This is a genomic window from Schlegelella aquatica (genome assembly GCF_026013905.1).
In the GTDB taxonomy this organism is placed as follows: Bacteria; Pseudomonadota; Gammaproteobacteria; order Burkholderiales; family Burkholderiaceae_C; genus Caldimonas; species Caldimonas aquatica.
Window position 1 is genome coordinate 1,159,732 of record NZ_CP110257.1, and the last position, 25,023, is coordinate 1,184,754.

At 69.2% G+C, this 25,023-nt stretch carries 23 protein-coding genes and 2 tRNA genes; 24 read left to right on the forward strand and 1 reads right to left on the reverse strand.

Annotated elements, in window-relative coordinates:
* From hemF to OMP39_RS05360, 22 genes are all read left to right on the forward strand, one after another.
* Complete coding sequence (hemF, locus tag OMP39_RS05255) at window positions 1–942, forward strand: oxygen-dependent coproporphyrinogen oxidase (protein WP_264893743.1); 942 nt, start codon at window positions 1–3, stop codon at window positions 940–942.
* A complete protein-coding gene (nadD, locus tag OMP39_RS05260; protein WP_264893744.1) occupies window positions 939–1,586 on the forward strand; it encodes a nicotinate (nicotinamide) nucleotide adenylyltransferase in 648 nt (215 codons plus the stop codon). The genes hemF and nadD overlap by 4 nt, the downstream gene beginning before the upstream one ends.
* A complete protein-coding gene (rsfS, locus tag OMP39_RS05265; RefSeq protein ID WP_264893745.1) occupies window positions 1,573–2,397 on the forward strand; it encodes a ribosome silencing factor in 825 nt (274 codons plus the stop codon). Before nadD ends, rsfS begins: the two co-directional genes overlap by 14 nt.
* Entirely contained in the window at window positions 2,394–2,861 is a 468-nt protein-coding gene (rlmH, locus tag OMP39_RS05270; protein WP_264893746.1) for a 23S rRNA (pseudouridine(1915)-N(3))-methyltransferase RlmH, read from the forward strand. Before rsfS ends, rlmH begins: the two co-directional genes overlap by 4 nt.
* Window positions 2,858–3,472: a Maf family protein gene (locus OMP39_RS05275; RefSeq protein WP_264893747.1), complete on the forward strand. Its 615-nt coding sequence runs from the start codon at window positions 2,858–2,860 to the stop codon at window positions 3,470–3,472. Before rlmH ends, OMP39_RS05275 begins: the two co-directional genes overlap by 4 nt.
* A gap of 8 nt (window positions 3,473–3,480) precedes the next feature.
* Window positions 3,481–4,938: a ribonuclease G gene (gene rng / locus OMP39_RS05280; RefSeq protein WP_264893748.1), complete on the forward strand. Its 1,458-nt coding sequence runs from the start codon at window positions 3,481–3,483 to the stop codon at window positions 4,936–4,938.
* A gap of 226 nt (window positions 4,939–5,164) precedes the next feature.
* Window positions 5,165–6,439 (forward strand): Tol-Pal system beta propeller repeat protein TolB, encoded by a 1,275-nt coding sequence (gene tolB / locus OMP39_RS05285; RefSeq protein WP_264893749.1) that lies wholly within the window; start codon window positions 5,165–5,167, stop codon window positions 6,437–6,439.
* A gap of 125 nt (window positions 6,440–6,564) precedes the next feature.
* Complete coding sequence (pal, locus tag OMP39_RS05290; protein WP_264893751.1) at window positions 6,565–7,110, forward strand: peptidoglycan-associated lipoprotein Pal; 546 nt, start codon at window positions 6,565–6,567, stop codon at window positions 7,108–7,110.
* Between the two features lie 16 nt (window positions 7,111–7,126).
* Window positions 7,127–7,921, forward strand: coding sequence for a tol-pal system protein YbgF (gene ybgF / locus OMP39_RS05295; protein ID WP_264893753.1), 795 nt, complete (start codon window positions 7,127–7,129; stop codon window positions 7,919–7,921).
* Between the two features lie 134 nt (window positions 7,922–8,055).
* The gene (locus OMP39_RS05300; protein WP_264893756.1) at window positions 8,056–9,171 is read left to right on the forward strand and encodes a YeeE/YedE family protein; all 1,116 of its coding nucleotides are present in this window, start codon (window positions 8,056–8,058) and stop codon (window positions 9,169–9,171) included.
* Entirely contained in the window at window positions 9,168–9,959 is a 792-nt protein-coding gene (locus OMP39_RS05305) for a tRNA threonylcarbamoyladenosine dehydratase (protein ID WP_264893757.1), read from the forward strand. Before OMP39_RS05300 ends, OMP39_RS05305 begins: the two co-directional genes overlap by 4 nt.
* Window positions 9,960–9,998: 39 nt before the next feature.
* Window positions 9,999–10,074, forward strand: a tRNA-Lys gene (locus tag OMP39_RS05310).
* A 57-nt stretch (window positions 10,075–10,131) separates the two neighbouring features.
* A tRNA-Lys gene (locus tag OMP39_RS05315) sits at window positions 10,132–10,207 on the forward strand.
* 139 nt (window positions 10,208–10,346) lie between these two features.
* Window positions 10,347–10,661, forward strand: coding sequence for a hypothetical protein (locus OMP39_RS05320; protein ID WP_264893760.1), 315 nt, complete (start codon window positions 10,347–10,349; stop codon window positions 10,659–10,661).
* Window positions 10,662–10,775: 114 nt separating this feature from the next.
* Entirely contained in the window at window positions 10,776–14,573 is a 3,798-nt protein-coding gene (locus OMP39_RS05325; protein WP_264893761.1) for a nitrate reductase subunit alpha, read from the forward strand.
* Entirely contained in the window at window positions 14,570–16,099 is a 1,530-nt protein-coding gene (gene narH / locus OMP39_RS05330; protein ID WP_264893763.1) for a nitrate reductase subunit beta, read from the forward strand. Before OMP39_RS05325 ends, narH begins: the two co-directional genes overlap by 4 nt.
* Complete coding sequence (narJ, locus tag OMP39_RS05335; RefSeq protein WP_264893765.1) at window positions 16,096–16,755, forward strand: nitrate reductase molybdenum cofactor assembly chaperone; 660 nt, start codon at window positions 16,096–16,098, stop codon at window positions 16,753–16,755. The genes narH and narJ overlap by 4 nt, the downstream gene beginning before the upstream one ends.
* 13 nt (window positions 16,756–16,768) lie before the next feature.
* Window positions 16,769–17,563, forward strand: coding sequence for a respiratory nitrate reductase subunit gamma (gene narI, locus OMP39_RS05340; protein ID WP_264893767.1), 795 nt, complete (start codon window positions 16,769–16,771; stop codon window positions 17,561–17,563).
* Window positions 17,560–18,498, forward strand: coding sequence for a peptidylprolyl isomerase (locus OMP39_RS05345; protein WP_264893769.1), 939 nt, complete (start codon window positions 17,560–17,562; stop codon window positions 18,496–18,498). Before narI ends, OMP39_RS05345 begins: the two co-directional genes overlap by 4 nt.
* A complete protein-coding gene (locus tag OMP39_RS05350; protein WP_264893771.1) occupies window positions 18,498–18,776 on the forward strand; it encodes a hypothetical protein in 279 nt (92 codons plus the stop codon). Before OMP39_RS05345 ends, OMP39_RS05350 begins: the two co-directional genes overlap by 1 nt.
* Window positions 18,757–18,975, forward strand: a complete 219-nt coding sequence (locus OMP39_RS05355) for a hypothetical protein (RefSeq protein WP_264893773.1) — start codon at window positions 18,757–18,759, stop codon at window positions 18,973–18,975. The genes OMP39_RS05350 and OMP39_RS05355 overlap by 20 nt, the downstream gene beginning before the upstream one ends.
* A gap of 11 nt (window positions 18,976–18,986) precedes the next feature.
* Window positions 18,987–20,411 carry a NarK family nitrate/nitrite MFS transporter gene (locus OMP39_RS05360; protein WP_264893774.1) on the forward strand — a complete coding sequence of 475 codons (1,425 nt, stop codon included), beginning with the start codon at window positions 18,987–18,989 and terminating at the stop codon, window positions 20,409–20,411.
* Window positions 20,412–20,541: 130 nt separating this feature from the next.
* Here the strand turns inward: OMP39_RS05360 and OMP39_RS05365 are convergent, their stop codons facing one another.
* Window positions 20,542–21,363, reverse strand: a complete 822-nt coding sequence (locus OMP39_RS05365; protein WP_264893775.1) for an IclR family transcriptional regulator — start codon at window positions 21,361–21,363, stop codon at window positions 20,542–20,544.
* Window positions 21,364–21,516: 153 nt separating this feature from the next.
* Between OMP39_RS05365 and OMP39_RS05370 the strand changes: the two genes are divergently transcribed.
* Together OMP39_RS05370 and OMP39_RS05375 are read left to right on the forward strand one after the other, a co-directional pair.
* On the forward strand, window positions 21,517–22,485 hold the full coding sequence (locus OMP39_RS05370) for a Bug family tripartite tricarboxylate transporter substrate binding protein (protein ID WP_264893776.1): 969 nt from the start codon (window positions 21,517–21,519) through the stop codon (window positions 22,483–22,485).
* Between the two features lie 132 nt (window positions 22,486–22,617).
* A complete protein-coding gene (locus tag OMP39_RS05375) occupies window positions 22,618–24,954 on the forward strand; it encodes a cytochrome P450/oxidoreductase (RefSeq protein WP_264893777.1) in 2,337 nt (778 codons plus the stop codon).
* The last annotated feature ends 69 nt before the right edge of the window (window positions 24,955–25,023 follow it).

The following is a 25,023-nucleotide window of genomic DNA, read 5'->3' on the forward strand; positions in this document are numbered from 1 at the left end:
ATGAACATCGCCGACGTACGCGCGTACCTGCTCGGGCTGCAAGCCCGCATCGTCGAAACGCTGGAGGCCGAGGACGGCTGCGCCTTCCTGGGCGACGCCTGGTCGCGCCCGCCGGGCGGGCGGCTGGAGGGCGACGGCATCACCCGCATCGTGGAGGACGCGGCGTTGCTCGAGCGCGGCGGCTGCGGTTTCTCGCACGTCAAGGGGGGCGGGCTGCCCCCCTCGGCCACGCAGCACCGCCCGGAGCTCGCCGGCGCGCCCTTCGAGGCCCTGGGCGTGTCGCTGGTGTTCCACCCGCGCAACCCCTATGTGCCCACCGTGCACATGAACGTGCGCATGCTGGCCGCGCACACGTCCCAAGGCGGGACGGTCACCTGGTTCGGTGGCGGCATGGACCTCACGCCCTACTACGGGTTCGAGGAGGACGCCACGCACTTCCACACCGTCTGCCGAGACGCGCTCGCTCCCTTCGGCGAGGACAAATACCCGCGCTTCAAGCGTTGGTGCGACGAGTACTTCTTCCTCAAGCACCGCAACGAGGCCCGCGGTGTGGGCGGCATCTTCTACGACGACTTCTCGGAGGGCGGCTTCGAGAACGGTTTCGCGATGATGCGCCGCGTCGGCGATGCCTTCCTCGACGCCTACCTGCCCATCGTGCGCCGGCGGCGCAACCTGCCCTACGGCGAGCGGGAGCGCGACTTCCAGGCCTACCGGCGCGGCCGGTACGTGGAGTTCAACCTCGTGTGGGATCGGGGGACGCTGTTCGGGCTGCAGTCCGGTGGCCGCACCGAGTCCATCCTGATGTCGCTGCCTCCCGTCGTGAAGTGGCGCTACGACTGGCACCCGGCGCCCGGGTCCCCGGAGGCGCGCTTGTACGAGGCATTCCTCAAGCCCCGGCGCTGGACGGAACCCGGGGCGCCGTTCGAGGCGCAGAGCGTATGAGGATCGGTCTGTTCGGCGGAAGTTTCGACCCCGTTCACAACGCGCACCTCGCGCTGGCCCGGGCGGCGCTCGACCACCTCAAGCTCGACCAACTGCACTGGGTGCCCGCCGGGCAGCCCTGGCAGAAGACGCAAGGGCCCAATGCCCGGGTGCTCGCGCCGGCCGAGCACCGCGTGGCGATGGTCGAGCTGGCCATCGCCGGCGAGGAGCGCTTCGTGCTCAACACGAGCGAGGTCGAACGCCAGGGCCCGAGCTACACCATCGACACCGTGCGAGAACTCCAATCGCATTTCGCGTCGGCGCAGGTTTTCCTGCTGATCGGGCAGGACCAGTACGCCGGCCTGCCCACCTGGCACGAGTGGCGCGAGCTGCTGTCGCGGGTGACCTTGGCCATCGCCATGCGGGGCAAGGGTTCACTGGTGCCGCCGCCCGAGCTCGCGGCCGTGTGGCATCGCGCCGAGGTGTTGCCGATGACGCCGATCAACCTGTCGTCGACGGCGATTCGACAGCACATCGCCGGCGGCGGCCGGGCGACGGATCTCGCGCCCACGCTGGTTCCCGAGGCCGTCGCGCGCTATATTGACCAGCACCGGCTCTATGCCGGCACCGCCCAACACCCTACGGAGCTGAATGGACATTCGTAAACTGCAGCGGGCCATCGTCGACGGTCTGGAAGACGTCAAGGCTCAGGACATCGTCGTCTTCAACACCGAGCACCTGTCGCCGCTCTTCGAGCGGGTGATCATCGCCTCGGGCACCTCCAACCGTCAGACCAAGGCGTTGGCGGCCAGCGTGCGCGACAGCGTCAAGGCCGAGGGGTTTCCCGTGCTGCGCACCGAGGGCGAGGACAACGGCGAATGGATCATCGTGGACTGCGGTGCAGCCGTGGCCCACATCATGCAGCCCAGCATCCGCCAGTACTACAACCTGGAAGAGATCTGGGGCGACAAGCCCGTGAAGGTGAAGCTCGCGGGTGAGCGGCCGCTGCCCAAGGCCTCGGAGCCGATGGACGCTGAGCAGGCCGAAGAGCAGGCCACCCAGCGCCAGCCGGCCGCGAAGAAGGCCCCTGCGAAGAAGGCGGCCGCGAAGAAGACGGCCCCGAAGAAGACGCCCGCGCCCGCGCCGTCGACGACGGCCGCTGTCAGGAAGACCGCCGCGACGAAGGCCGCCCCGAAGAAGACGGCGGCAACGCAGAGCGCGAAGGCCGCCGCCCTGCGCGGGCCGGCCATGAAGAAGGCTGGCGCCACTGCCGCGACGAAGAAGTCGACCGCGGTGAAGGCCACGAAAGCGCCCGCGGCTGCCAAGAAGGCCACCGCGGCGCCGGTGAAGAAGGTGGTCGTCAACGGGCCGGCGGCGAAGAAGGCGCCGGCCAAGAAGGCCGCATCGACTGCGCGACCTGCCGCGAAGAAGACTGCCGCGGCGCCCGCCCGCAAGGCGTCCGGCCGCGGGGCATGAAGCTCGTCGTCGTGGCCGTCGGCCAGCGGGTTCCCGCGTGGGCCGAGGCCGCCTACGACGACTACGCCAAGCGGTTTCCGCCCGAGCTGCGGCTGGAGCTCAAGGCCGTCAAGACCGAGCCGCGCGGCTCCAAGAGGCTCGAGGCGCTGCTGGCCGCCGAACGCGCGCGTATCGAGGCCGCCTGCCCCAAGGACAGCCGCATCGTCGCGCTGGACGAGCGCGGCGAGCGCGTGACCACGGCCCAGCTCAGCTCCCGCCTGGCCGCCTGGATGCAGGACGGGCGCGACGTGGCCTTCCTGATCGGCGGGCCCGACGGACTGGACCCGGCGCTGCGCGAGGGCGCGCACGAGCGGCTGCGCCTGTCGGACTTGACACTGCCGCACGCGATGGTGCGAGTGCTGCTGGCCGAGCAGCTCTACCGCGCCTGGTCGCTGATGGTCGGCCATCCCTATCACCGCGAATGACCGCCGCACGCCACGATTTCGTCTACCTCGCCTCGCAAAGCCCGCGCCGCCGCCAGCTGCTCGAGCAGATCGGCGTGCGCCACGAGCTCCTGCTGCCCGACGAAGGCGAGGACACGGAGGCGCTGGAAGCCGTGCATCCCGGCGAGTCGCCGCGCGCCTACGTGGAGCGGGTGACGCTGGCCAAGCTGGAGGCGGCCCGCGAGCGCCTGAGGCGGCGGGCCGCAGCACCGGCCCCGATCCTGTGCGCCGACACGACCGTGGCGCTGGGGCGGCGCATCCTCGGCAAGCCGGCCGACGCGAGGCAGGCGAGCGCGATGCTGCAGTCGCTGTCGGGGCAGGAGCACCGCGTCCTCACCGCCGTGGCGGTGGCCTGCGGCCGCCGCGCGGAGGTGCGGGTCAGTGTGTCGCGCGTGCGCTTTGCGCCGCTTTCGCGCCAACGCATCGCCGACTACGTCGCCAGCGGCGAGCCGATGGGCAAGGCCGGCGCTTATGCCATCCAGAGCCGGGCGGCGGCCTGGGTGGAGCACATCAGCGGCAGCTACTCCGGTATCATGGGTTTGCCCTTGTACGAGACGGCCGAGCTGCTCAGACGCTTCGGTGTGCGCTTGTGAACCTCCCGATGCAAGACATCCTGATCAACTGGTCTCCCCAGGAGACCCGCGTGGCCATCGTCGAGAACGGGGCCGTTCAGGAACTGCACGTGGAGCGCACGCTCGAGCGCGGTCTGGTCGGCAACATCTACACCGGCAAGGTCGTGCGGGTGCTGCCGGGCATGCAATCGGCCTTCATCGACATCGGGTTGGAGCGCGCGGCGTTCCTGCATGTGGCCGATGTGTGGCAGCGCGGCAATGGGGACAACGGCCAGGCGCCGCCGAAGCCGATCGAAAAGCTCGTGTTCGAAGGCCAATCCCTGATGGTGCAGGTCGTGAAGGACCCGATCGGCACCAAGGGGGCGCGGCTGTCCACGCAGATCAGCATCGCCGGCCGCCTGCTGGTGTTCTTGCCGCAGGACGACCACATCGGCATCTCGCAGAAGATCGGCTCGCCGGAGCTGCGCGAGCAGTTGCGGTCCCGCGTCACGCGCCTCGCGGGCGAGGGTGGGGGCGGCTTCATCCTGCGCACCAATGCCGAGGACGCGACGGACGAGGAACTCGCCGCCGACATCGCCTACCTGCGCAAGACCTGGGCCGCCGTGCGGGAGGCGGGCTTCAAGTCGCCGGCCGGCACGCTCCTCTATCAGGACCTGAACCTCCCGCAACGTGTGCTGCGCGACCTGGCGGGGGACCGCACGCAGTCCATACGCATCGATTCGGCCAGCCAGTTCGAGGCGTTGCAGGCCTTCGGGCGCGAGTTCACGCCCGATGCGGTAGGCAAGCTCTCGCTGTACCGCGGCGAGCGCCCGATCTTCGACCTCTACAACGTCGACCAGGAGATCGAGAAGGCGCTCGCCCGGCGCGTCGACCTCAAGTCCGGCGGCTACCTCATCATCGACCAGACCGAGGCGCTGACGACGATCGACGTGAACACCGGCGGCTACGTCGGTGCACGCAATTTCGACGACACGATCTTCAAAACGAACCTCGAGGCGGCCCAGGCCATCGCGAGGCAGCTGCGGCTGCGCAACCTGGGCGGCATCATCATCATCGACTTCATCGACATGAACCGCGCCGAGCATCAGGATGCGGTGCTCGCGGAGTTGCGCAAGCAGCTGGCGCGCGATCGCGTGAAGATGACGGTGAGCGGCTTCACGCAGTTGGGGCTGGTCGAGATGACGCGCAAGCGCACGCGCGAGTCCCTGGCACACATGTTGTGCGAGCCCTGCCCCACCTGCGGGGGCAAGGGATCGGTCAAGACCGCGCGCAGCGTGTGCTACGACATCCTGCGCGAGATCTTGCGCGAGGCGAGGCAGTTCAACCCGAAGGAGTTCCGCGTCATCGCCAGTGCAGCCGTGGTCGAGATGCTGCTCGACGAGGAAAGCCAGCACCTCGCGGGGCTCTCGGACTTCATCGGCAAGCCGATTTCGCTGCAGGCCGAAGCGACGATGTCGCCGGAGCAGTACGACATCGTGCTGATGTGAGCGGCGGGTGCGGCGCACGAGGTGCACCTGTCCCTCGCAGCGGAACTTTGCCGCGCCTGGCGGCACTATTGCTGCGGGGTGCGGGGATCGTTACATCCGCATACGAGCTGCGCGACGGCTCGGCGAGGCCGCCGGGCGATGATTCGCGGTTTGCCGCCCCGGGGCTCGCCCGGCCGCCGGGGGACGAAGACACATCGCGACGACAACACACAGAAGGATTGCACGCATGAGCATGCCGTGGTCTCGACGAGAGTTTCTGGCGGTGCCTGGCGCCCTGGCCTGCACGCCGGCGCTGGCCCAGTTCCGGGTCGACATCTCCGGGGTGGGGGCGACGCAGTTCCCCATCGCCATCGCCGCCTTCCGGGGCGAAGCCGGCTGGACGCAGAGGGTCTCCGCCATCGTGCGTGCAGACCTGGAACGCAGCGGCCAGTTCCGCCCGGTGGACGCGGGCGCTGCGGTGCTCGACGAGACGGCCCGCCCGGCCATGGCCGACTGGAAGGGGCGAGGGGCCGACGCACTCGTCGCGGGCAGCCTGACCAAGCTGGCCGACGGCCGCGTGGACGTGCGCTTTCGCCTGTGGGACACGGTGCGGCAGCAGGATCTGGGGGGCCAGGCCTACGCCGCCCCGGAGGCCGACCTGCGGCTGGTGGCGCACCGCATCGCGGACTGGGTCTACCAGAAGCTGACGGGCGAGCGCGGCGTCTTCGAAACCCGCATCGCCTACGTGACGAAGGCCGCGCAACGGTACACCCTGTGGGTGGCGGATTCCGACGGCGAGGGTGCGCAGGTGGCACTGGCCAGCGCGCAGCCGATCATCTCGCCGGTCTGGTCGCCCGACGGCTCTGAGCTCGCCTATGTCTCGTTCGAGACGGGCAAGGCCGTGGTGTATTCGCAGGAGGTGGCCTCCGGCCGGCGCCGGCCGATCGCGAGCTTCAAGGGCTCCAACAGCGCACCCGCCTGGTCGCCCGACGGCCGGCAGTTCGCGGTGGTGCTCACGCGCGACGGGTTGTCGCAGATCTACGCGGTGGACCGCAACGGCGAGAACGCGCGCCGCCTGACCCACAGCAGCGGCATCGACACGGAGCCCACGTTCACGGCCGACGGGCGCACGATCTACTTCGTGAGCGACCGCGGCGGCAGCCCCCAGATCTACCGGATGCCGGCCGGCGGCGGCGCCGCCGAGCGCGTCACGTTCCAGGGCAGCTACAACGTGAGCCCTGCCGTGAGCCCCGACGGGCGTTGGCTCGCCTACATCAGCCGCGACGGCGGTTTCCGGCTGCATGTGATGGAGCTGGCCACGGGACAGGTCACGGCGCTGACCACGACCAGCGACGACGAGAGTCCGAGCTTCGCGCCCAACAGCAAGCTCATCATCTACGCGACGCGCACCCAAGGCGGCAGCGTGCTGATGACGACGACCCTGGATGGGCGGATCAAGGCCACGCTCGTCGGCACCCGAGGCGAGGTGCGCGAGCCGGCCTGGGGGCCGTTCGCCCGATGAGGCGGCGGCAGCGGGCCAAGCGGTAACATGACGGGATTTCCTCGCCGCGCCGCGGGCGCCCGCGCGAGCACGATGTCCGCGCCGGGCCGCGAGGGCACCGGCGCATTCACTCAAGGAGCATGACGATGAAACTTCACTCTGTGTCCACCACCCTCCTTGCCGCGGGTCTTGGCCTGGTGCTGGCCGGGTGTGGGTCCAGCGTGAAACTGGACGAGACGCCGGTGGAAAGCCGCACCGCCACCCCAGTGGGCGGCGCAGGCGGTGCCCAGGGCGGGCAGACCGCCAAGTCCCAGGTGTCCTCGGTCAACCTGGACGCGAGCCAGAACCAGGGCGCAGCGAACCAGCTCGCCAAGGTGGTGTACTTCGATTTCGACAGCTATGTCGTGAGGGACGAGTACGGGCCGCTGATGTCCTCCTATGCCAAGCTGCTGTCGGGCAGCCCGCAGCGGCGGCTGACGATCGAGGGCCACACCGACGAGCGCGGCAGCCGCGAGTACAACCTGGCGCTGGGCCAGAAGCGCGCCGAGGCGGTGCGCAAGTCGCTGTCGCTGCTGGGCGTGAAGGACACCCAGATGGAGGCGGTGAGCTTCGGCGAGGAGCGGCCCGCCGTGAGCGGCTCGGGCGAGGAGGCCTGGGCGAAGAACCGCCGCGCCGAACTGAACCTGCGCTGAACCCGTCGCGGACATCATGAGCAAGTACTCCGCCATGCTCGCGCTGCGGGCCACGCCCTGGGCGCGTGCGCTCGTGCTCGCCGCTGCCGCCGCGACAGCGCCCTCGGCCCACGCGCTTTTCAGTGACGACGAGGCGCGCAAGGCGATCCTGGACCTGCGGCAGAAGGTCGATCAGGCCAACACCCAGCACAGGGCGGAGCAGGCGCGCTTGCAGGAGCAGCTCGAGCAACTGCGCCGCAGCCTGCTGGACCTGAACACCCAGATCGAGCAGCTGCGCGGCGAGATCGCCACCCTGCGCGGCGCCAACGAGAGCTTGGCGCGGGACGTGTCCGAGTTGCAGCGCCGCCAGAAGGACATCGCCCAAGGCGTCGAGGACCGCATCCGCCAGATCGAGCCCCAGAAGGTCGTCGTCGACGGCAAGGAGATCGTCGCACGCCCCGACGAGAAGCGCGATTACGAGGCGGCCCTCGAACTCTTCCGCAAGGGCGATTTCGCCGGCGCCGCGGCGGCCTTGCAGGCGTTCCAGCGCCGTTATCCCGGCAGCGGCTACGCCGAAAGCGTGCTGTACTGGCTCGGCAACGCGCAGTACGGCAAGCGGGAGTACCGCGAGGCGATGGCCTCCTTCCGCAGCCTCGTGAGCTCCGCGCCGGCGCATCCGCGCACGCCCGAGGCGATGCTGTCCATCGCGATGTGCCAGATCGAGCTGAAGGATCGCCCGGGGGCGCGGCGCACGCTGGAGGAGCTCATCAAGGCCCACCCGCGCAGCGAGGCGGCGGCCGAGGCCAAGGAGCGGCTGGCCGCTCTGCGCTGACCAGGCCCCCCCATCAGCGCCCCGTCGCACGGCCAGGGCCGCAGGCCGGCCGGACGCGGCGGGCGCTTCCGGCGCTCGGCCACCGCAGCCCTTCGGCCGATGTGCCGGGCGGGGGCGACTTACAATTTCGCCCCATGCAAGACGTCGATCTCCAAGCCATCGCAGCCCAGGTTCTCTGGGCTGCTTTCTTTTTGTCGGTGGCCTTCGGGGCCATTGCCCAGCGCACGCACTTCTGCACGATGGGGGCCGTCTCCGACATCGTCCACATGGGCGACTGGACCCGCATGCGCATGTGGGTGCTGGCGATGGGGGTGGCGATCATCGGCTTCAACGCGATGGTGGGGCTCGGCTGGATCGACGCCTCCAAGACCATCTACGCCACGCCGCGCCTGCTGTGGCTGTCGTCCATCGTCGGCGGCTTCATGTTCGGCTTCGGCATGGTGCTGGGCTCGGGTTGCGGCAGCAAGACGCTGATCCGCGTCGGCGGCGGCAACCTGAAGTCGCTGATCGTCTTCCTGATGATCGGCCTGTCGGCCTATGCGACGCTGAGGGGCATCACCGGGGTGTTGCGCGTCAACACGGTCGATGCTGCCGCCTTGACGCTGAGCCAGCCGCAGGACCTGCCCTCGCTGCTCGCGCCGGTCACGGGGCTGTCCAAGGCGACGCTCGCCTGGGTGTTGGGCCTCGTCGTCGGGGGGGCCTTGGTCGGATGGGCGCTGTCCAAGCCCGAGGGCCGCAGCGGCAACGCGGTGCTCGGCGGTCTGGGGGTCGGGGCGGTGATCGTGGGCGTGTGGTGGGTCTCGGGTGTCCTGGGCTACGTCCCGGAGGACCCGAACACGCTGGAAGAGGCGTTTGTCGCCACCAACTCGCAGCGCATGGAGTCCCTGAGCTTCGTCGCGCCGGTGGCCTACACCATCGACTGGCTGATCTTCTTCAGTGACAAGAGCCGGGTGCTGACGCTGGGCATCGTGGCGGTGTTCGGCGTCGTGCTGGGCTCGGCGGTCGTGGCATTTGCGACGCGCAGCTTTCGTTGGGAGGGTTTTCGCGACGCCGAGGACACCGCCAACCACCTGGTGGCCGGCATCCTGATGGGGGTGGGGGGCGTCACGGCGCTGGGTTGCACGGTGGGACAGGGGCTGTCCGGCATTTCCACGCTCTCGATCGGCAGCTTCCTGGCGCTGGCTTCGATCCTGGCCGGCGCGGTCGCGGGCCTGAAGTACCAGATCTGGCGGCTGGAGCGGCAGGTGTGACGGCCGAGCAGGGGCTGTCCCCGGCGTTCGCGCCCGACGAGGAACGCCGCTTCGGGGGGCTGCGCCGGCTCTACGGGAGCGAAGCCTACGCGCGTGTGCGCCGCGCCAGCGTCGCCGTGGTGGGGGTGGGCGGCGTCGGCTCCTGGGCCGCAGAGGCGCTGGCGCGCAGCGGCATCGCCAGGCTGGTGCTGCTCGACCTGGACCACGTGGCCGAGTCCAACATCAATCGCCAGATCCATGCGCTCGACGTCACCCTCGGGCAGGCCAAGGTGCAGGCCATGCGCGAGCGCATCGCCCAGATCCATCCCGGCTGCGCCGTGCATGCCGTCGAGGAGTTCGTCACGCCCGAGAACTGGCCCCAGGTGTTGCCGGTGCAGGTGGATGCGGTGATCGACTGCTGCGACCACGTGCGCGCGAAGGTGGCCCTGGCTGCGTGGGCGCTGCGCCAGGGCAGGACGTTCGTGACGGTCGGCGCGGCCGGAGGCAAGCGACATGCGCACCGGGTGGAACTGGCCGACCTGGCCGACACCACGCATGACCCCTTGCTGGCGAGCCTGCGTCAGCGGCTGCGGCGCGAGCACGGGGCGCCCCGGCAAGGACGCATGGGGCTGGCGTGCGTGTTCTCGCGTGAGCCGGTCACGCGTCCCCCGGAGTCTTGCGAGCTGGACGGCTCCCTCAGTTGCCACGGCTACGGTTCGATGGTGTCGGTCACGGCCACGTTCGGGCTCGTCGCGGCGGGGCACGTGCTGGAGGCGCTGGCCGCCGGCCGGCGCACCGACACCGCTTGAAACGCGCGAGATTTACTCGCTATAATCGTGGTCTTTTCCGGGTTGTTAGCTCAGTCGGTAGAGCAGCGGACTTTTAATCCGTTGGTCGCAGGTTCGAATCCTGCACAACCCACCAGTCCTTGCTCTCGCGATACGCAGGTCGCGACACCCACGGGCACACGTGGCAAGGCTTGGGCTCTTAGCTCAGTTGGTAGAGCAGCGGACTCTTAATCCGTAGGTCGTAGGTTCGAATCCTACAGGGCCCACCAGAACATCCATGGCACGAAGGGGTTGGTCGAAAGACCCGCCCCTTTTGCTTTTCGGCTGGCTTTCGGGCTGGGACCTGCGGATGCCGGGTGGGCAGGAGAATTGCTCCGGCTCGGGGATCCGGGTCGCAGGAGCATCGTCATGGCACTGAGCGCCGCATGGCAAGGCCGGCTCCCCTTGGGCAAGGTGTTCTGGCTCTACGGCGTACTGCTCAGCACGCTCGTCACGCTGTTGTACGTCTGGCTCGCGCTGCGTGAGGACGGGGGCAGCCCGCTGCGCCAATTCCTCGTGCTCGCCTTCGTGCCGTACACCGCGTGGATCCTGGTGTCGATCTGGCGCTGCGCCCCCAATGCGCGCCGCCCCTACTACGGCGGCATGGCGCGGGCTCTGACCGTCGCATGGGCCATCAACGCGGCCTTGCTGATCGTCTTCGTCGAGATCGACCGGTGGGTGTAACGACCTGCACGGAATGCCGATTGCTGTCTTCGCAGCACGCCGGGTCGATCTTCTCCTCATCCGCGGGACCTCGCCCGACTTCACAGCCACGTTCTCCTCGGGGAGTGCCAGCCAGTGAGCCATCTTCTGGACCGCATCACCTACTTCCGCCATGTGCGGGAAACGTTTGCCGACGGTCACGGCATCACGACGAGCGAGAGCAGGGCCTGGGAAGACGCCTACCGCAAGCGCTGGGCGGCCGACAAGATCGTGCGCTCGACCCATGGCGTCAACTGCACCGGCTCGTGCTCTTGGAAGATTTACGTCAAAGGCGGCATCGTCACGTGGGAAACGCAGCAGACGGACTACCCTCGCACGCGCCCCGATCTGCCGAACCACGAGCCGCGCGGCTGCCCCCGGGGGGCGAGCTACAGCTGGTACCTGTATTCCGGCACACGCATCAAGTACCCGCTGGTACGCGCGCGGCTGCTCAAGCACTGGCGAGAGGCGCGCTCGACCCGCACGCCGGTCGCTGCCTGGGCCAGCATCGTCGAGGATGCCGGGAAACGCCGCGACTGGGTGTCGCGACGGGGGCGTGGCGGCTTCGTGCGCGCGTCGTGGGACGAGGTCAACGAGATCATCGCGGCCGCCAATGCCTACACGATCCGCAAGTACGGCCCGGACCGCATCGCCGGGTTCTCGCCCATTCCGGCGATGTCGATGGTCTCGTATGCGGCGGGCAGCCGCTATCTGTCGCTCATCGGCGGCAACCTGCTGAGCTTCTACGACTGGTATTGCGACCTGCCGCCCTCGAGCCCGCAAACCTGGGGCGAGCAGACGGACGTGCCCGAAAGCGCCGACTGGTACAACGCGGGCTTCCTGCTCGTGTGGGGCTCCAACATCCCGATGACGCGGGCACCGGATGCGCACTTCTATGCGGAGTCGCGCTACCGGGGCACCAAGAGCGTGGTGATCGCGCCGGACTACAACGAGGCCGCGAAGTTCTCGGACATGTGGCTGCACCCGAAGCAGGGCACCGACGCGGCGCTCGCGCTGGCCTTCGGCCACGTGGTGCTCCGCGAGTTCCACCTGGACCGCAAGGCCGCCTACTTCGACGACTACACGCGGCGGTACTCGGACTTTCCGATGCTGGTGCGCCTGGTGGAGTCCGAGCGCGGGCTGGTGCCCGACCGGCTGCTGCGAGCGTCGGACTTCGGGGGCCTGCTCGGCGAGGCCAACAACCCGGAGTGGAAGCCGGTGGCCCTCGACGAGGTGAGCGGCGAGGTGGTGGTGCCGCGGGGCTCGGCGGGCTTCCGCTGGGGCGAGCAGGGCAAGTGGAACCTGGAGGAGCGCGACAGCCAAGGCCGCGAGGTGAGGCTGCGCAAGACGCTGGCCGACGCGCACGACCGCATCGTGCCCGTGGCTTTCCCGTACTTCGGCAGCCAGGCGCCGCACACCTTCGTCGCGACGCAGCACCCCGAGATCCTGCTGCGGCAGGTGCCGGTGCGGGAGGTGGAGCTGGCCGACGGCAAGCGCGCGCTCGCGGCCACCGTGTTCGACCTGCTGTGCGCCAACTACGGGCTGGACCGGGGCTTCGGCGGCGAGCACGTGGCGCGCCACTACGACGAGGACGTGCCGTTCACGCCGGCCTGGGCGGAGCGCATCACCGGCGTGCCGCGCGAGCACATCGTGCAGGTGGCCCGCGAGTTCGCCGACAACGCCGAGAAGACGCAGGGCAAGTCCATGGTGATCCTGGGTGCCGGCCTGAACCACTGGTACCACATGGACATGAGCTACCGCGCGATCATCGCGTTGCTCGTGATGTGCGGGTGCGTGGGCCAGTCGGGTGGCGGCTGGGCGCACTACGTGGGGCAGGAGAAGCTGCGGCCGGCCAGCGGCTGGCTGCCGATCGCCTTCGCGCTGGACTGGGTGCGCCCGGCGCGGCAGATGAACGGCACGAGCTTCTTCTACTCGCACACCGACCAGTGGCGCTACGAGACGCTGCGCATCGACGACATCCTCTCGCCCACCGCGCCGCCCGGTGACTGGACGGGCGCGATCATCGACTTCAACGTGCGCGCCGAGCGCATGGGGTGGCTGCCGTCGGCGCCGCACTTCAATGCCAACCCGCTGGACCTCGGCCGCCGCCTGCGCGAAGCGGGCGCCGACCCGAACGTGGCGGTGCCGGCGATGCTCAAGTCCGGCGAACTGAAGTACGCCAGCACCGACCCCGACGACCCGCTCAACTGGCCGCGCAACATGTTCTTCTGGCGCTCGAACGTGCTGGGCGCGAGCGGCAAGGGGCACGAGTACTTCCTCAAGCACCTGGTGGGCTCGATGCACGGGGTGGTGGGCACCGACGACGAGCGGGCCGGCATCCAGAAGCCGCGCGAGGTGGTGTGGCGCGAAGAGGCGCCGATCGGCAAGCTCGACCTCATGGTGAACGTGGACTTCCGCATGTCCACGACGAGCATCTACTCGGACATCGTGCTGCCCACCGCGACGTGGTACGAGAAACACGACCTCAACACCTCGGACATGCACCCGTTCATCCACCCGCTCACCGCCGCGGTGGACCCGGCCTGGGAAAGCCGCACGGACTGGAACATCTTCCGCGGCATCGCGCAGAAGTTCTCCGAGGTGGCCCCGGAGGTGCTGGGCGTGGAGCACGACCTGGTGCTGCAACCCCTGCTGCACGACACCAAGAGCGAGTTGGCGCAGCCCTTCGAGCCGCGCGACTGGGGCCGTGGGGAGTGCGAGCCCATCCCGGGCAAGACGATGGGCGGCCTGCACTTGGTCGAGCGCAATTACCCCGAGACGTATGCGCGCTTCATCTCGGTGGGGCCGCTGCTCGAGAAGCTGGGCAACGGCGCCAAGGGCCTGAGCTGGGACACGACGCACGAGATCGAATCGCTGCGCTCGCTCAACGGCGTGGTCGCGAGCGGCCCGGCGGCGGGGCGGCCGCGCATGGAGACCGACATCGACGCGTGCGAGACGATACTCTCGCTCGCGCCGGAGACGAACGGCGAGGTGGCCGTCAAGGCGTGGGAGTCGCTGGGCAAGGCGACGGGCCGCAACCACCTGCACCTGGCCGAAGGCAAGACGGACGAGAAGATCCGCTTCCGCGACGTGGTGGCTCAGCCGCGCAAGATCATCTCGTCGCCGATCTGGTCGGGCATCGAGCACGAGCACATCTCGTACAACGCGGGGTGGACCAACGTGCACGAACTGATCCCCTGGCGCACGCTGACCGGCCGGCAGTCGCTCTATCAGGACCACCACTGGATGCGCGCTTTCGGGGAGGCGCTGGTCACCTGGCGCCCGCCGATCGACACCCGCACGGTGCGGCAGGTGATGGGCAAGCTGCCCAACGGCAACAAGGAGATCCAGCTCAACATCCTCACGCCCCACCAGAAGTGGGGCATCCACTCCACCTACACCGAGTCGCTCATCATGCTCTCGCTCAGCCGTGGCGGGCCGACGGTGTGGATCAGCGAGCAGGACGCCCGCGCCGCGGGCATCGAGGACAACGATTGGATCGAGGTCTTCAACATCAACGGCGCGCTCACGGCGCGCGCCATCGTCTCGCAGCGCATCATGCCCGGCTCGGCGCTCATGTACCACGCGCAGGAGAAGCTGGTGAACGTGGTCGGCTCGGAGATCACGGGTCAGCGCGGCGGCATCCACAACTCGGTCACGCGCATCAACATGAAGCCGACGCACATGATCGGCGGCTATGCGCAGCTCGCCTACGGCTTCAACTATTACGGCACGGTCGGCGCGAACCGCGACGAGTTCGTGATCGTGCGCAAGATGAACGAGATCAACTGGTTCGACAAGGCGGCCGACGACGCGATGCCCGCGTCCGCCGGTTCGCCCGACTGGGGCACCGGCGGGCGCCCCCTCCACACGGCGAAGGAGGTGCGCGAATGAAAGTACGGGCCCAGATCCCCATGGTCCTGAACCTCGACAAGTGCATCGGCTGTCACACCTGCTCGATCACCTGCAAGAACGTCTGGACGAACCGCGAGGGGCAGGAGTACGCCTGGTACAACAACGTCGAGTCCAAGCCGGGCATCGGCTATCCGAAGGACTGGGAGAACCAGGAGCGCTGGAAGGGCGGCTGGGTGCGCAAGTCCAACGGCCGCATCGAGCCGCGCCTGGGCTCCAAGTGGCGCATCCTGGCGAAGATCTTCGCCAACCCGCACCTGCCCGAGATCGACGACTTCTACGAGCCGTACACGTACGACTACGGCTGGCTGCAAGGCGCGGGCGAGCTGCAGGCGCAACCGGTGGCCAAGCCGCGATCGCTGGTCACGGGCGAGGTGCTCGACAAGATCGAGTGGAGCGGCAACTGGGAAGACATGCTGGGCGGCGAGTTCGAGAAGCGTTCGCGCGACCAGAACTTCGCCGGCATCGAAAAGGAGATCTACGGGCAGTTCGAGCAGACGTTCCTCATGTACCTGCCCCGGCTGTGCGAGCACTGCCTCAATCCTTCGTGCCTGGCGGCGTGCCCGTCGGGGGCGATCTACAAGCGCGTGGAGGACGGCATCGTCCTGATCGATCAGGAGAAATGCCGCGGCTGGCGCATGTGCGTCTCGGGCTGCCCCTACAAGAAGATCTACTACAACTGGTCCACCGGCAAGAGCGAGAAGTGCATCTTCTGCTTCCCGCGCATCGAGACGGGCCAGCCCACGGTGTGCTCCGAGACGTGCGTGGGCCGCATCCGCTACCTGGGGGTGGTGCTGTACGACGCCGACCGTATCGCCGAGGCCGCGGCCGTCGAAGACCCGCGCCGGCTCTACCAGGCCCAGCTCGACATCTTCCTCGACCCCAAGGACCCGCAGGTGCAGCAGCAGGCGCTGCGCGACGGCGTGCCCGCCCAGTGGATCGAGGCGGCGATCCGCTCGCCCGTCTACAAGATGGCCAAGGACTGGAAGGTGGCCTTCCCGCTGCATCCGGAGTACCGCACGCTGCCGATGGTGTGGTACGTCCCGCCGCTGTCGCCCATTCAGGCCGCGGCCGATGCGGGCAAGCTCTCGGCGCGCGACGGCATGCCCGACGTGCGCTCGCTGCGCATTCCGGTGAAGTACCTAGCCAACCTGCTCACCGCAGGCGACGAAACGCCCATCGTCAACGCGCTGGAGCGCATGCTGGCGATGCGCGCCTACATGCGCAGCAAGCGGGTGGAAGGACGCATCGACCCGCGCATCGCCGAGCGCGTGGGCTTGACGGGCGAGGTCATCGAGGAGATGTATCAGCTCATGGCCATCGCCAACTACGAGGACCGCTACGTCATCCCGACGGTGCGGCGGGAGTTCGAGGAGGACGCCTACTGGCTGCGTGGCTCGACGGGCTTCGGCTTTCGCGAGCAGACCGAAGGGCGTACGGGCGTCAACCTCTTCGGGGGCGGGCCCAAGCACACGCCGCGCCACCCCCACATGGATGCGCCGACATGAAACGCACGCTGAAGTGTCTGAGCCTCTTGCTGGGCTACCCGTCGCAGGTGTTGTGCGAGTCGGTGGCGGCCCTGCGGGGCGCGCTGGATGCCGAAAGGGCACTGCCGCCGGCGGTACGACAGGCCCTCGAGCCCTTGCTGCGCGAGCTCGAGCAGCGTGAACTGCTGGAGCTGCAGGCGGCCTACAGCGAGCTCTTCGACGGCTCTCGGGCCTTGTCGCTGCATCTGTTCGAGCATGTGCACGGTGAGAGCCGTGCCAGGGGCCAGGCGCTGATCGACCTGGCCGAGCAGTACGCCGCGCACGGGCTGATGATCGACGCCCAAGAGTTGCCCGACTACCTGCCGCTCTTCCTGGAGTTCCTGTCGTTTCTGCCGCCGCGCCAGGCGCGCGAGTGGCTGGCGCAGCCGGTGCACGTGCTCGAGGCGCTGCGCGAGCGTCTCAAGACGCGCGATGCGCGGTATGCGGCGGTGTTCGACGCGCTCGTGATCCTGTCGGGGGCGCAAGGGGACCCTGAACTCGTGGCGGCGGTGCGGGCGCAGCTGGGGGCCCAGGAGGCACAGGCTCTCGACGATCTCTGGCAGGAGCGGCCGGTCACGTTCTCCACTCCCGCGCCGGTGCTTTCCCGTGTGGCACCGGGTGGTCCCACTTCCCCATGAGGAGCGACGAGCCATGGAAGACTTCCTCAACCAACTGGCGTTCGGATGGTTTCCTTACATCGCCGTGACGGTGATGGTGGTGGGCAGCATCCTGCGCTTCGACAAGGACCAGTACAGCTGGCGCTCGCAGTCGAGCCAGTTCCTGCGGCGCCGGCAGATGATCCTCGGCTCGAACCTCTTTCACCTCGGCGTCATCGTGCTGTTCGTCGGGCACTTCGTCGGGCTGCTCACGCCGATCGGCGTGTTCCACAAGATCGGCATCACCAACCAGACGAAGCAGATGATGGCGATGCTGGTGGGTGGCATCGCGGGCCTGAGCGCGCTGATCGGCTGCACCTTGCTGCTGCACCGCCGGCTCTTCGACCCTCGCATCCGCCGCAGCTCGTCGTTCGGCGACATCGCAGTGCTCGTGCTGATCTGGCTCCAGCTGCTGATGGGGGTGGGCACCATCTACTGGAGCATGCAGCACCTGGACGGCCGCGAGATGGTGCAGCTGATGGGTTGGGCCCACGCGATCCTGACCTTCGACCCGCAGGCGGCCGGTCAGCTGGACGAGGTGGGGCTCATCTTCAAGCTGCACATCGTGCTCGGCTTGCTGCTGTTCCTGATCACGCCGTTCACGCGGCTCGTGCACATCTGGAGCGCGCCGATCTGGTTCCTGTTCCGCCCCGGCTACCAGATCGCCCGCACGCGCACGCCGCTGCCGCCGTCGCGCGCCACGGGCAGCGCGCCGGGGAGCCTGGGGCCTGCGCCCTACTACAGCGATGCCATCGGCCGGGCGAAGGCCCAGAGCGGGCAACCGACATGACCACGGGCATCACCATCCCGATCCGGCCGATCGTGCCCTCGCGCGCGCCCGAGCTGCCCAGCGCCTGCGCCAGCGGCGGATGCGGCTGCGGTCCGGCCCCGGCCCCGGCCCGGGCGGGCGCCGAGCCGATGGAGGTGGGCGCCCCGGTGAGTGTCAACGGCGTGGAGATCGACGCCGAGGCGATCGCACTCGAGATGCAGCAACACCCGGCGCCCGATCCCCGAGCGGCGTGGCGGGCCGCCGCGCAGGCGCTCGTCATCCGCGAACTGCTGTTGCAGGAGGCCCGGCGCCGGGGTGTCACGGCGACGGCGGAGGTGGACGAGCAAGGGCGCGTCGAGGTGCCGGAGGAGGCGCTCATCCGCGAACTGCTCGCGCTGTACGCGGCCCCGCCGCAGCCGGAGGAGGCGGAGTGCCGGCGGTACTACGACAGCCGCATCGAGCGCTTTCGCACACCGGAGCTGTTCGAGGCTGCCCACATCCTGATCGAGCCTGCGGGGCATGACGAGAAGGCGTGGCAGGCGGCCGAGGCGCAAGCCCGCGCGTTGATCGCGCAAGTGGGGGACGACGCTCAAGCCTTCGCAGAAGCGGCGCGACGCTGCTCGCGGTGCCCCACGGCTGCGCAAGGAGGCTCGCTCGGGCAGGTGCGACGCGGCGAGCTGCTGCCCGTGGTGCAGGAGGCGCTGGAGCGCCTGCACCCCGGCACCACGGCGCCGAGCCCCGTGCGCTCGCGTTTCGGCTGGCACGTGGTGCGCCTGCACCGCCGCATCGAGGGCCGCGTGCTGCCCTTCGAGATGGTGAAGGAGCGCATTGCCGACATGCTCGCGGCCCGCGCGTGGACGGTGAGCGCGGTGAGGTTCGTCGCTGGCCTGGTGTCGGGAGCGGACATCCGCGGCGTGCGCATCGACCCGGCGGCCATCGAAGCGGAGCTCGGCTGATGGTGGTGCTCGGCCAACTCCTGCGCGACACGCAGCGCCTGGCGCCGCTGTTGCCGTCCGACGTGACCGCGCGTCTCGCCGAGCGGGGCCTCTCGCCCGGGGGCTTCGCCCGCGCGGCGGCGATCGAGTTCGACCGCCTGGCCGACGACGCGGCGTGGAGCACGCTCATCTCGCGCCTGCAGGGCAGCGTGGACCCGGCGCTCGCCTGCCTGGAGTACATGGTGCGCTGGAAACTCGCCTTCGAGGAAAGGACGTCCCATGGCCACCCGGTCGAATGATCCGCGCGGCCCCGAGGCCCCGCTGAACCCCGCGCTCAAGCGTGAGATCGACACTTCGCACGGCACGCACTTCGAGGGTACCGACCCGATGAAGTCCGTCTCGGTGCAGGACCCGAACGAAGGCCGCAGCTGGCCCTGGATCTGGGCGGTGGTCGGCCTGATCTGCCTGGCCGTCGCGGTGTACATCCTGTTGTTCTGAGCGGGCGCGCCATGGCCAAGACCACGACGGCACGCCAGCCCAGCGCCCGCGCCGGGCGTGTGCTGCAGGAGTGGACGCCCGACGACCCGGCCTTCTGGCAGCGCACCGGCCAGGCGGTGGCGCGGCGCAATCTGTGGATCTCGGTGCCGGCGCTGTTCCTCGCCTTCGCCGTCTGGCAGTTGTGGAGCGTGGTCGCGGTGAGTTTGCCGGCACTCGGCTTTCGCTACACGACGAATCAGCTGTTCTGGTTGGCGGCGGCGCCGGCACTGTCGGGCGCCACGCTCAGAATCTTCTACTCCTTCATGGTGCCGCTGGTCGGTGGCCGGCGATGGACGGCCCTGTCCACCGCGTCGCTCCTCATTCCTGCGCTCGGCATCGGCGTGGCCGTGCAGTACCCGCAGACGCCCTATCCGGTCATGCTCGTGCTGGCGTTGCTGTGCGGCTTCGGCGGCGGCAACTTCAGCTCCAGCATGGCCAACATCAGCTTCTTCTTCCCGAAGGAGCGCAAGGGCGCCGCGCTGGGCATCAATGCCGGGTTGGGGAATCTCGGCGTCTCGGCCGTGCAGTTGCTCAGCCCCCTGGTCGTCTCGGCCAGCGTGTTCGGGGCGCTGGGCGGCGAGCCCCAGGAGCTGATGCGCGACGGGCGGCTCGTGCAGGTGTGGACGCAGAACGCGGCGTTGCTGTGGGTGCCCTTCATCGCGTTGGCTGCCGTCGCCGCCTGGTTCGGCATGAACGACATCGCAGCCGCGAAGGCCTCCGTGGCCGCCCAGGCGGCGATCTTCCGCAACAAGCACACCTGGCTGATGTGCGTGCTGTACCTCGGCACCTTCGGTTCGTTCATCGGCTATGCGGCCGGGTTTCCGCTCTTGATCCGCAGTCAGTTCCCCGCCGTGGACGCGCTCAACTATGCGTGGCTCGGTCCCCTGGCCGGCGCGCTCATCCGCCCGCTGGGCGGTTGGATGGCGGACAAGTGGGGCGGTGCCCGGGTCACCTTGTGGAACTTCGTGCTCATGGGCGCCGCGGTGCTCGGCGTGCTGTACTTCCTGCCGTCCTCGCCGGGCGAGGGCGGTCGGTTCGAGGGCTTCTTCGCGATGTTTCTGGTGCTGTTCTTCACCACGGGCATCGGCAACGGGTCGACCTTCCGGATGATCCCGGTGATCTTCCTCAGCTCGAAGCTGAGAGAAGTGAGCGCGACAGACGCCGCCGCCCGTGCGCAGGCCACGAGGGAGGGCAACACCGAGGCGGCCGCGGCCCTCGGGTTCGCCGGTGCCCTCGGCGCCTATGGCGGCTTCTTCATTCCCAAGAGCTACGGCACCTCGATCGCGGCCACAGGAGGGCCGCAGGCCGCGCTCCTGCTCTTCCTTGCCTTCTACGTGCTGTGCATTGCGCTGACGTGGTGGTACTACGCCCGGCGCGGGGCGGAGATGCCTTGCTGAGACCGGCGCCTGGCGCGCGACGGAACATTCCGGCGGCGCGCAGCCTCCACGGACGAGGGTGCGGAAGGGGCAAAGGGATCGGAAGGTCCTGCCGATGGCGACCGGGCCACGGCGCGTGCCCGGCGGGTCCTCAGGGCCGGTGACCGAGAACGGCGCTCGCCGCGCGCGCCTCGACGGCAAGGGCTTGCGCGATCGGGCCCTGCGGGGAGGCGTCGAAACCACCGGTGGCCCCGAGGGCGGTGAGCACGGCGCGCACCCGCCCGCTGTGGTCGTAAAGCGGTGCAGCGACGGCGCTGATCCCTTGAAGGTACACGTCGCGGATGCAGGCCATGCCCAGGCTGCGGACTTCCTCGCGCAGGCGACCGAGGGGGTCGTGTGGGTCGAGTTGCTGGCGTTGCTCGGGGGTGGCAGAGGCCAGTTCCTCGCGCGCCATCGCTTCCACGCGCGAGTCGTCCGCCAGCGCGAGGAAGACGCGTCCGGTGGCCGACCACAGCATCGACAGGACCGAGCCGACGCGCACGTTCACCGTCACCGGCAGGCCGGGCTCCTCGAAGCGGACGATGGTGGGCCCCTTGTTGCCCATCACGGCAATGAAGCAGGTCACTTCCAGCCGCTCGCGCAGGCGGGCCAGCGCGGGCTCGGCGGCGCGCAGGGGGTCTGCCTGCCGCATGGCTGCGATGCCGATCTGGATCGCCTCCGGGCCCAGGTAGTAGTGCTGGGAACTCGGGTCCTGCGCGACGAGGCCTTCTTCGACCAGGCTCTGGAGGTAGCGGTGCACCTTGGCCGGGCTCTCGCCGAGTTGGGCCGCCAGCGCCGTGAGGCTCGCACGGCCGTCGAGGCGCGACAGGCCCTTGAGAACGGCGACACCGGTGGCAGCGGCCTGCACGCGCTGGCGCCGCGCGCGAACCAGAGGCGCATCGGCCGGGACGGGAAGGGCATGGGATCGAGGCATGGCAGTCCAGGAAGCGTGGCGCGAATGTTAGAGCCAGTCGCAGCCGCCGGGGGTGCCGCGGTCAGGTCCGGGTTAATCCGGATCAAGGAATTACGCAATGCGTATCATACTTGCGCAAAGCGTAATTGACTGCGGTCAAAGAAGGAGCGCCCCATGAAGAAGTACCTGTCTGCCTTGCTGCTCGCCTTGCCTTTGGTGGCGCCTGCCACCGCACTGGCGCAGAACTACCCGTCCAAGCCGCTGCGTTGGGTGGTGCCGTACGCCGCCGGCGGCGGCTCCGACTTCCTCGCGCGCACCATCGGCACGGCCTTGTCCGCGCGCATCGGCCAACCGGTGCTGATCGAGAACAAGCCGGGCGGCAACACGGCCATCGCCGCGGCCGATGTCGCCCGCTCGCCCGCGGACGGCTACACGGTCCTCTCGGCCGACAACGGCACGCTCGTCTTCAACGCGGCGCTGTACAAGTCCCTCACCTACAACCCGACGCGCGATTTCGCACCGGTCACCCTGATGGGTCGGTTCCCGATGATCCTGGTGGTCAACCCCGAGTTCGGCGTGGCATCGGCCAAGGAGTTCATCGCGAAGGCCAAGGCCAAGCCGGGCTCGCTGAACTACGCCTCGGCCGGGGCCGGCAGCCCGCACCATCTGGCGATGGAGTTGCTCAAGGTCGAGGCGGGTCTGTTCATGGTGCATGTGCCGTATCGCGGCGCGGCGCCGGCGCTGGCCGACGTCGTGGGCGGGCAGGTGCCGGCGATGATGGTCGACTACGCGGCCGGCGCTTCCTTCATCAAGAGCGGCAAGCTCAAGCCGCTGGCCGTGGCCCACCCGACCCGACTGGCGCAGCTGCCGGACGTGCCGACCTTCGCCGAACTGGGCTACAAGAACGTCGAGGCCGCCGCGCTGGTGGGCATGGTGGTGCCCGCGGCCACGCCGGCCGACATCGTCGCCGCGCTCAACAAGCGCGTGGTCGAGACCATCAAGGAGCCCGAGGTGAACAAGCGTTTGGTCGAGTTCGGCGTCGAGCCCGTCGGCAACTCGCCGGCGCAGTACGCCGAGCTGCTGCGCAAGGAAACCGCCCGCTGGCACAAGCTCATCCACGATCTCAAGATCACGCTGGACTGACCCCGCGCACCGCCCCTCGAGTCAGGCGGCGCATGGCGCGCCGCCTTGGCGCTGGTGGGCGGGTCGTGCCTGCCTTCATCGCGCCTGCTGTCCGCTTGCAGTGCCTTCCCGCAGGAGCCTTCGATGGAATCCATGAGTTCCTCCACCACGGCCGCCGCTTCGCGGTGCCCGGTCGCGCACGCGGGTCACTCCGCGCCCAACGGTTGTCCCGTCAGCGCCCGGGCGGCCGAGTTCGATCCCTTCCAGGACGCCTACATGGAGGACCCGGCCGAGTTCGTGCGCTGGGCGCGCGAGCAGGAGCCGGTGTTCTACGCGCCCAAGCTCGGCTACTGGGTGGTGACGCGCTACCAGACGATCAAGGACATCTTCCGCGATCCCATCACCTTCAGCCCGTCCATCGTGCTCGAGCGCATCTCGCCCACTTCCGACGAAGCGCTGCAGGTGCTCAAGCAGTACGGCTACGCGATGAACCGCACGCTCGTCAACGAGGACGAGCCGGTGCACATGGCGCGCCGCCGCGTGCTGATGGCCCCCTTCACCCCGGAGCACCTGGCCGAGCACGAGCCCATGGTGCGCGAGCTGGTGCGCAAGGCGGTGGACCGCTTCGTGAACGACGGCCGCGCGGACCTGGTCGACCAGTTGCTCTGGGAGGTGCCCTTCACAGTGGCGCTGCACTTCCTCGGCGTCGATGCGGAAGATCGCGAGAAGATGCGCCGCTTCTCCATCGCGCACACGGTCAACGCCTTCGGCCGGCCTTCACCTGAGGAGCAGGTGTCGGTGGCGCACACGGTGGGGCAGTTCTGGCAGTTCGCCGGCGAGGTGCTCGAAAAGATGCGCCGCACGCCCGACGGGCCCGGCTGGATGCGCTACTCCATCCGCCAGCAGAAGCTCTATCCCGACGTCATCACCGACTCGTACCTGCACTCGATGATGATGGCCATCATCGTGGCCGCGCACGAGACGACCGCCTTCGCCTCGGCCAACGCGATCAAGCTGCTGCTGCAGCACCCGACCGCCTGGCGCGACCTGTGCGAGGACCCGACGTTGATCTCGCCCGCCGTCGAGGAGTGCCTGCGCTACAGCGGCTCGGTCGCCTCCTGGCGCCGCCGCGCCACGCGCGACGTGGTGCTCGACGGCGTGTCCATCCCCGCCGAGTCGAAGTTGCTGCTCGTGGTGGCCTCGGCCAACCACGACGGCGACCATTTCGTCGACCCGGACCTCTTCGACATCCGCCGCGAGAACTCGGCGGAGCACCTCACGTTCGGCTTCGGTGCCCACCAGTGCCTCGGCAAGAACATCGGCCGCATGGAGATGCAGATCATGATCGAGGAGCTGAGCCGAAGGCTGCCCCACATGCGGCTCGCGCCGCAGCGCTTCGAGTACGTGCACAACGTGTCGTTCCGCGGGCCGCAGCACCTGTGGGTGGAATGGGACCCGGCACGCAATCCCGAGCGGCGCGACCCGTCGGTGCTGGGCAGCAGGCATCCGGTGCGCATCGGGGCGCCGGTGGCCCGCGACATGGTGCGGCCGTTGGTCGTGCGCGCCGTCGAGGCGGTGGCCGAGGGCATCGTGCGCCTGCGGCTTGCCTCGCCCGATGGGCGCAGCCTGCCGCGCTGGAGCCCCGGCGCGCACATCGACATCGAGTGCGGCGAGACGGGGCTGTCGCGGCAGTACTCGCTGTGCGGCGATGCGGCCCGCGCAGACGAATGGGTCGTCGCGGTACAGCGCGAGGCGGCCAGCCGCGGCGGCTCGGCGTGGATTCATGAGCACGTCCGACCCGGCCGCGTGTTGCGCGTGCGCGGGCCGCGCAACCATTTCCGTCTGGACGAATCGGCCGCTCGACTGCTCTTCATCGCCGGCGGCATCGGCATCACACCCATCATGGCGATGGCCGACCGCGCCAAGGCGCTGGGCATCGACTACGAGATCCACTACAGCGTCCGCTCCCGTGCGGCGGCCGCCTTCGAGCAGGAGCTGCGCGAGGCGCACGGCGGGCGCCTGCATCTCTACGTGAGCCAAGAGGGGCGGCGCAACGACCTGTCGCGATTGCTGGCCGTGCCCGACGAGCGCACCCGCATCTACGCCTGCGGCCCCGAGCGCATGCTGGGCGAGCTCGAGCGGCTGGCCGCTCGATGGCCGGAAGAGGCCCTGCACGTCGAGCACTTCTCGGGCGGTGCGCGACGGCTCGACCCTTCGCAGGAGCGGCCGTTCGAGGTGGAGCTGCGCAACTCGGGCCTGCGCCTGCAGGTGCCGGCCGACAAGACGCTGCTGGAGGTGCTGCGCGCCTCGAACGTCGACGTCCAGAGCGATTGCGAGGAAGGCCTGTGCGGCAGCTGCGAGGTCGGCGTGCTCGAAGGCGAGGTGGATCACCGCGACAGCGTGCTCGGCCGAGCCGAGCGCGAAGCGCACCAGCGCATGATGGCGTGCTGCTCGCGCGCCCGTTGCACGCGGCTGGTGCTCGACCTCTGACGCGTCGGCGGTCGCGGCCGCCCGTTGTCGCGCGTGCCGACGCCCGGTCAGGCCGGTGTCGGCCGCCGA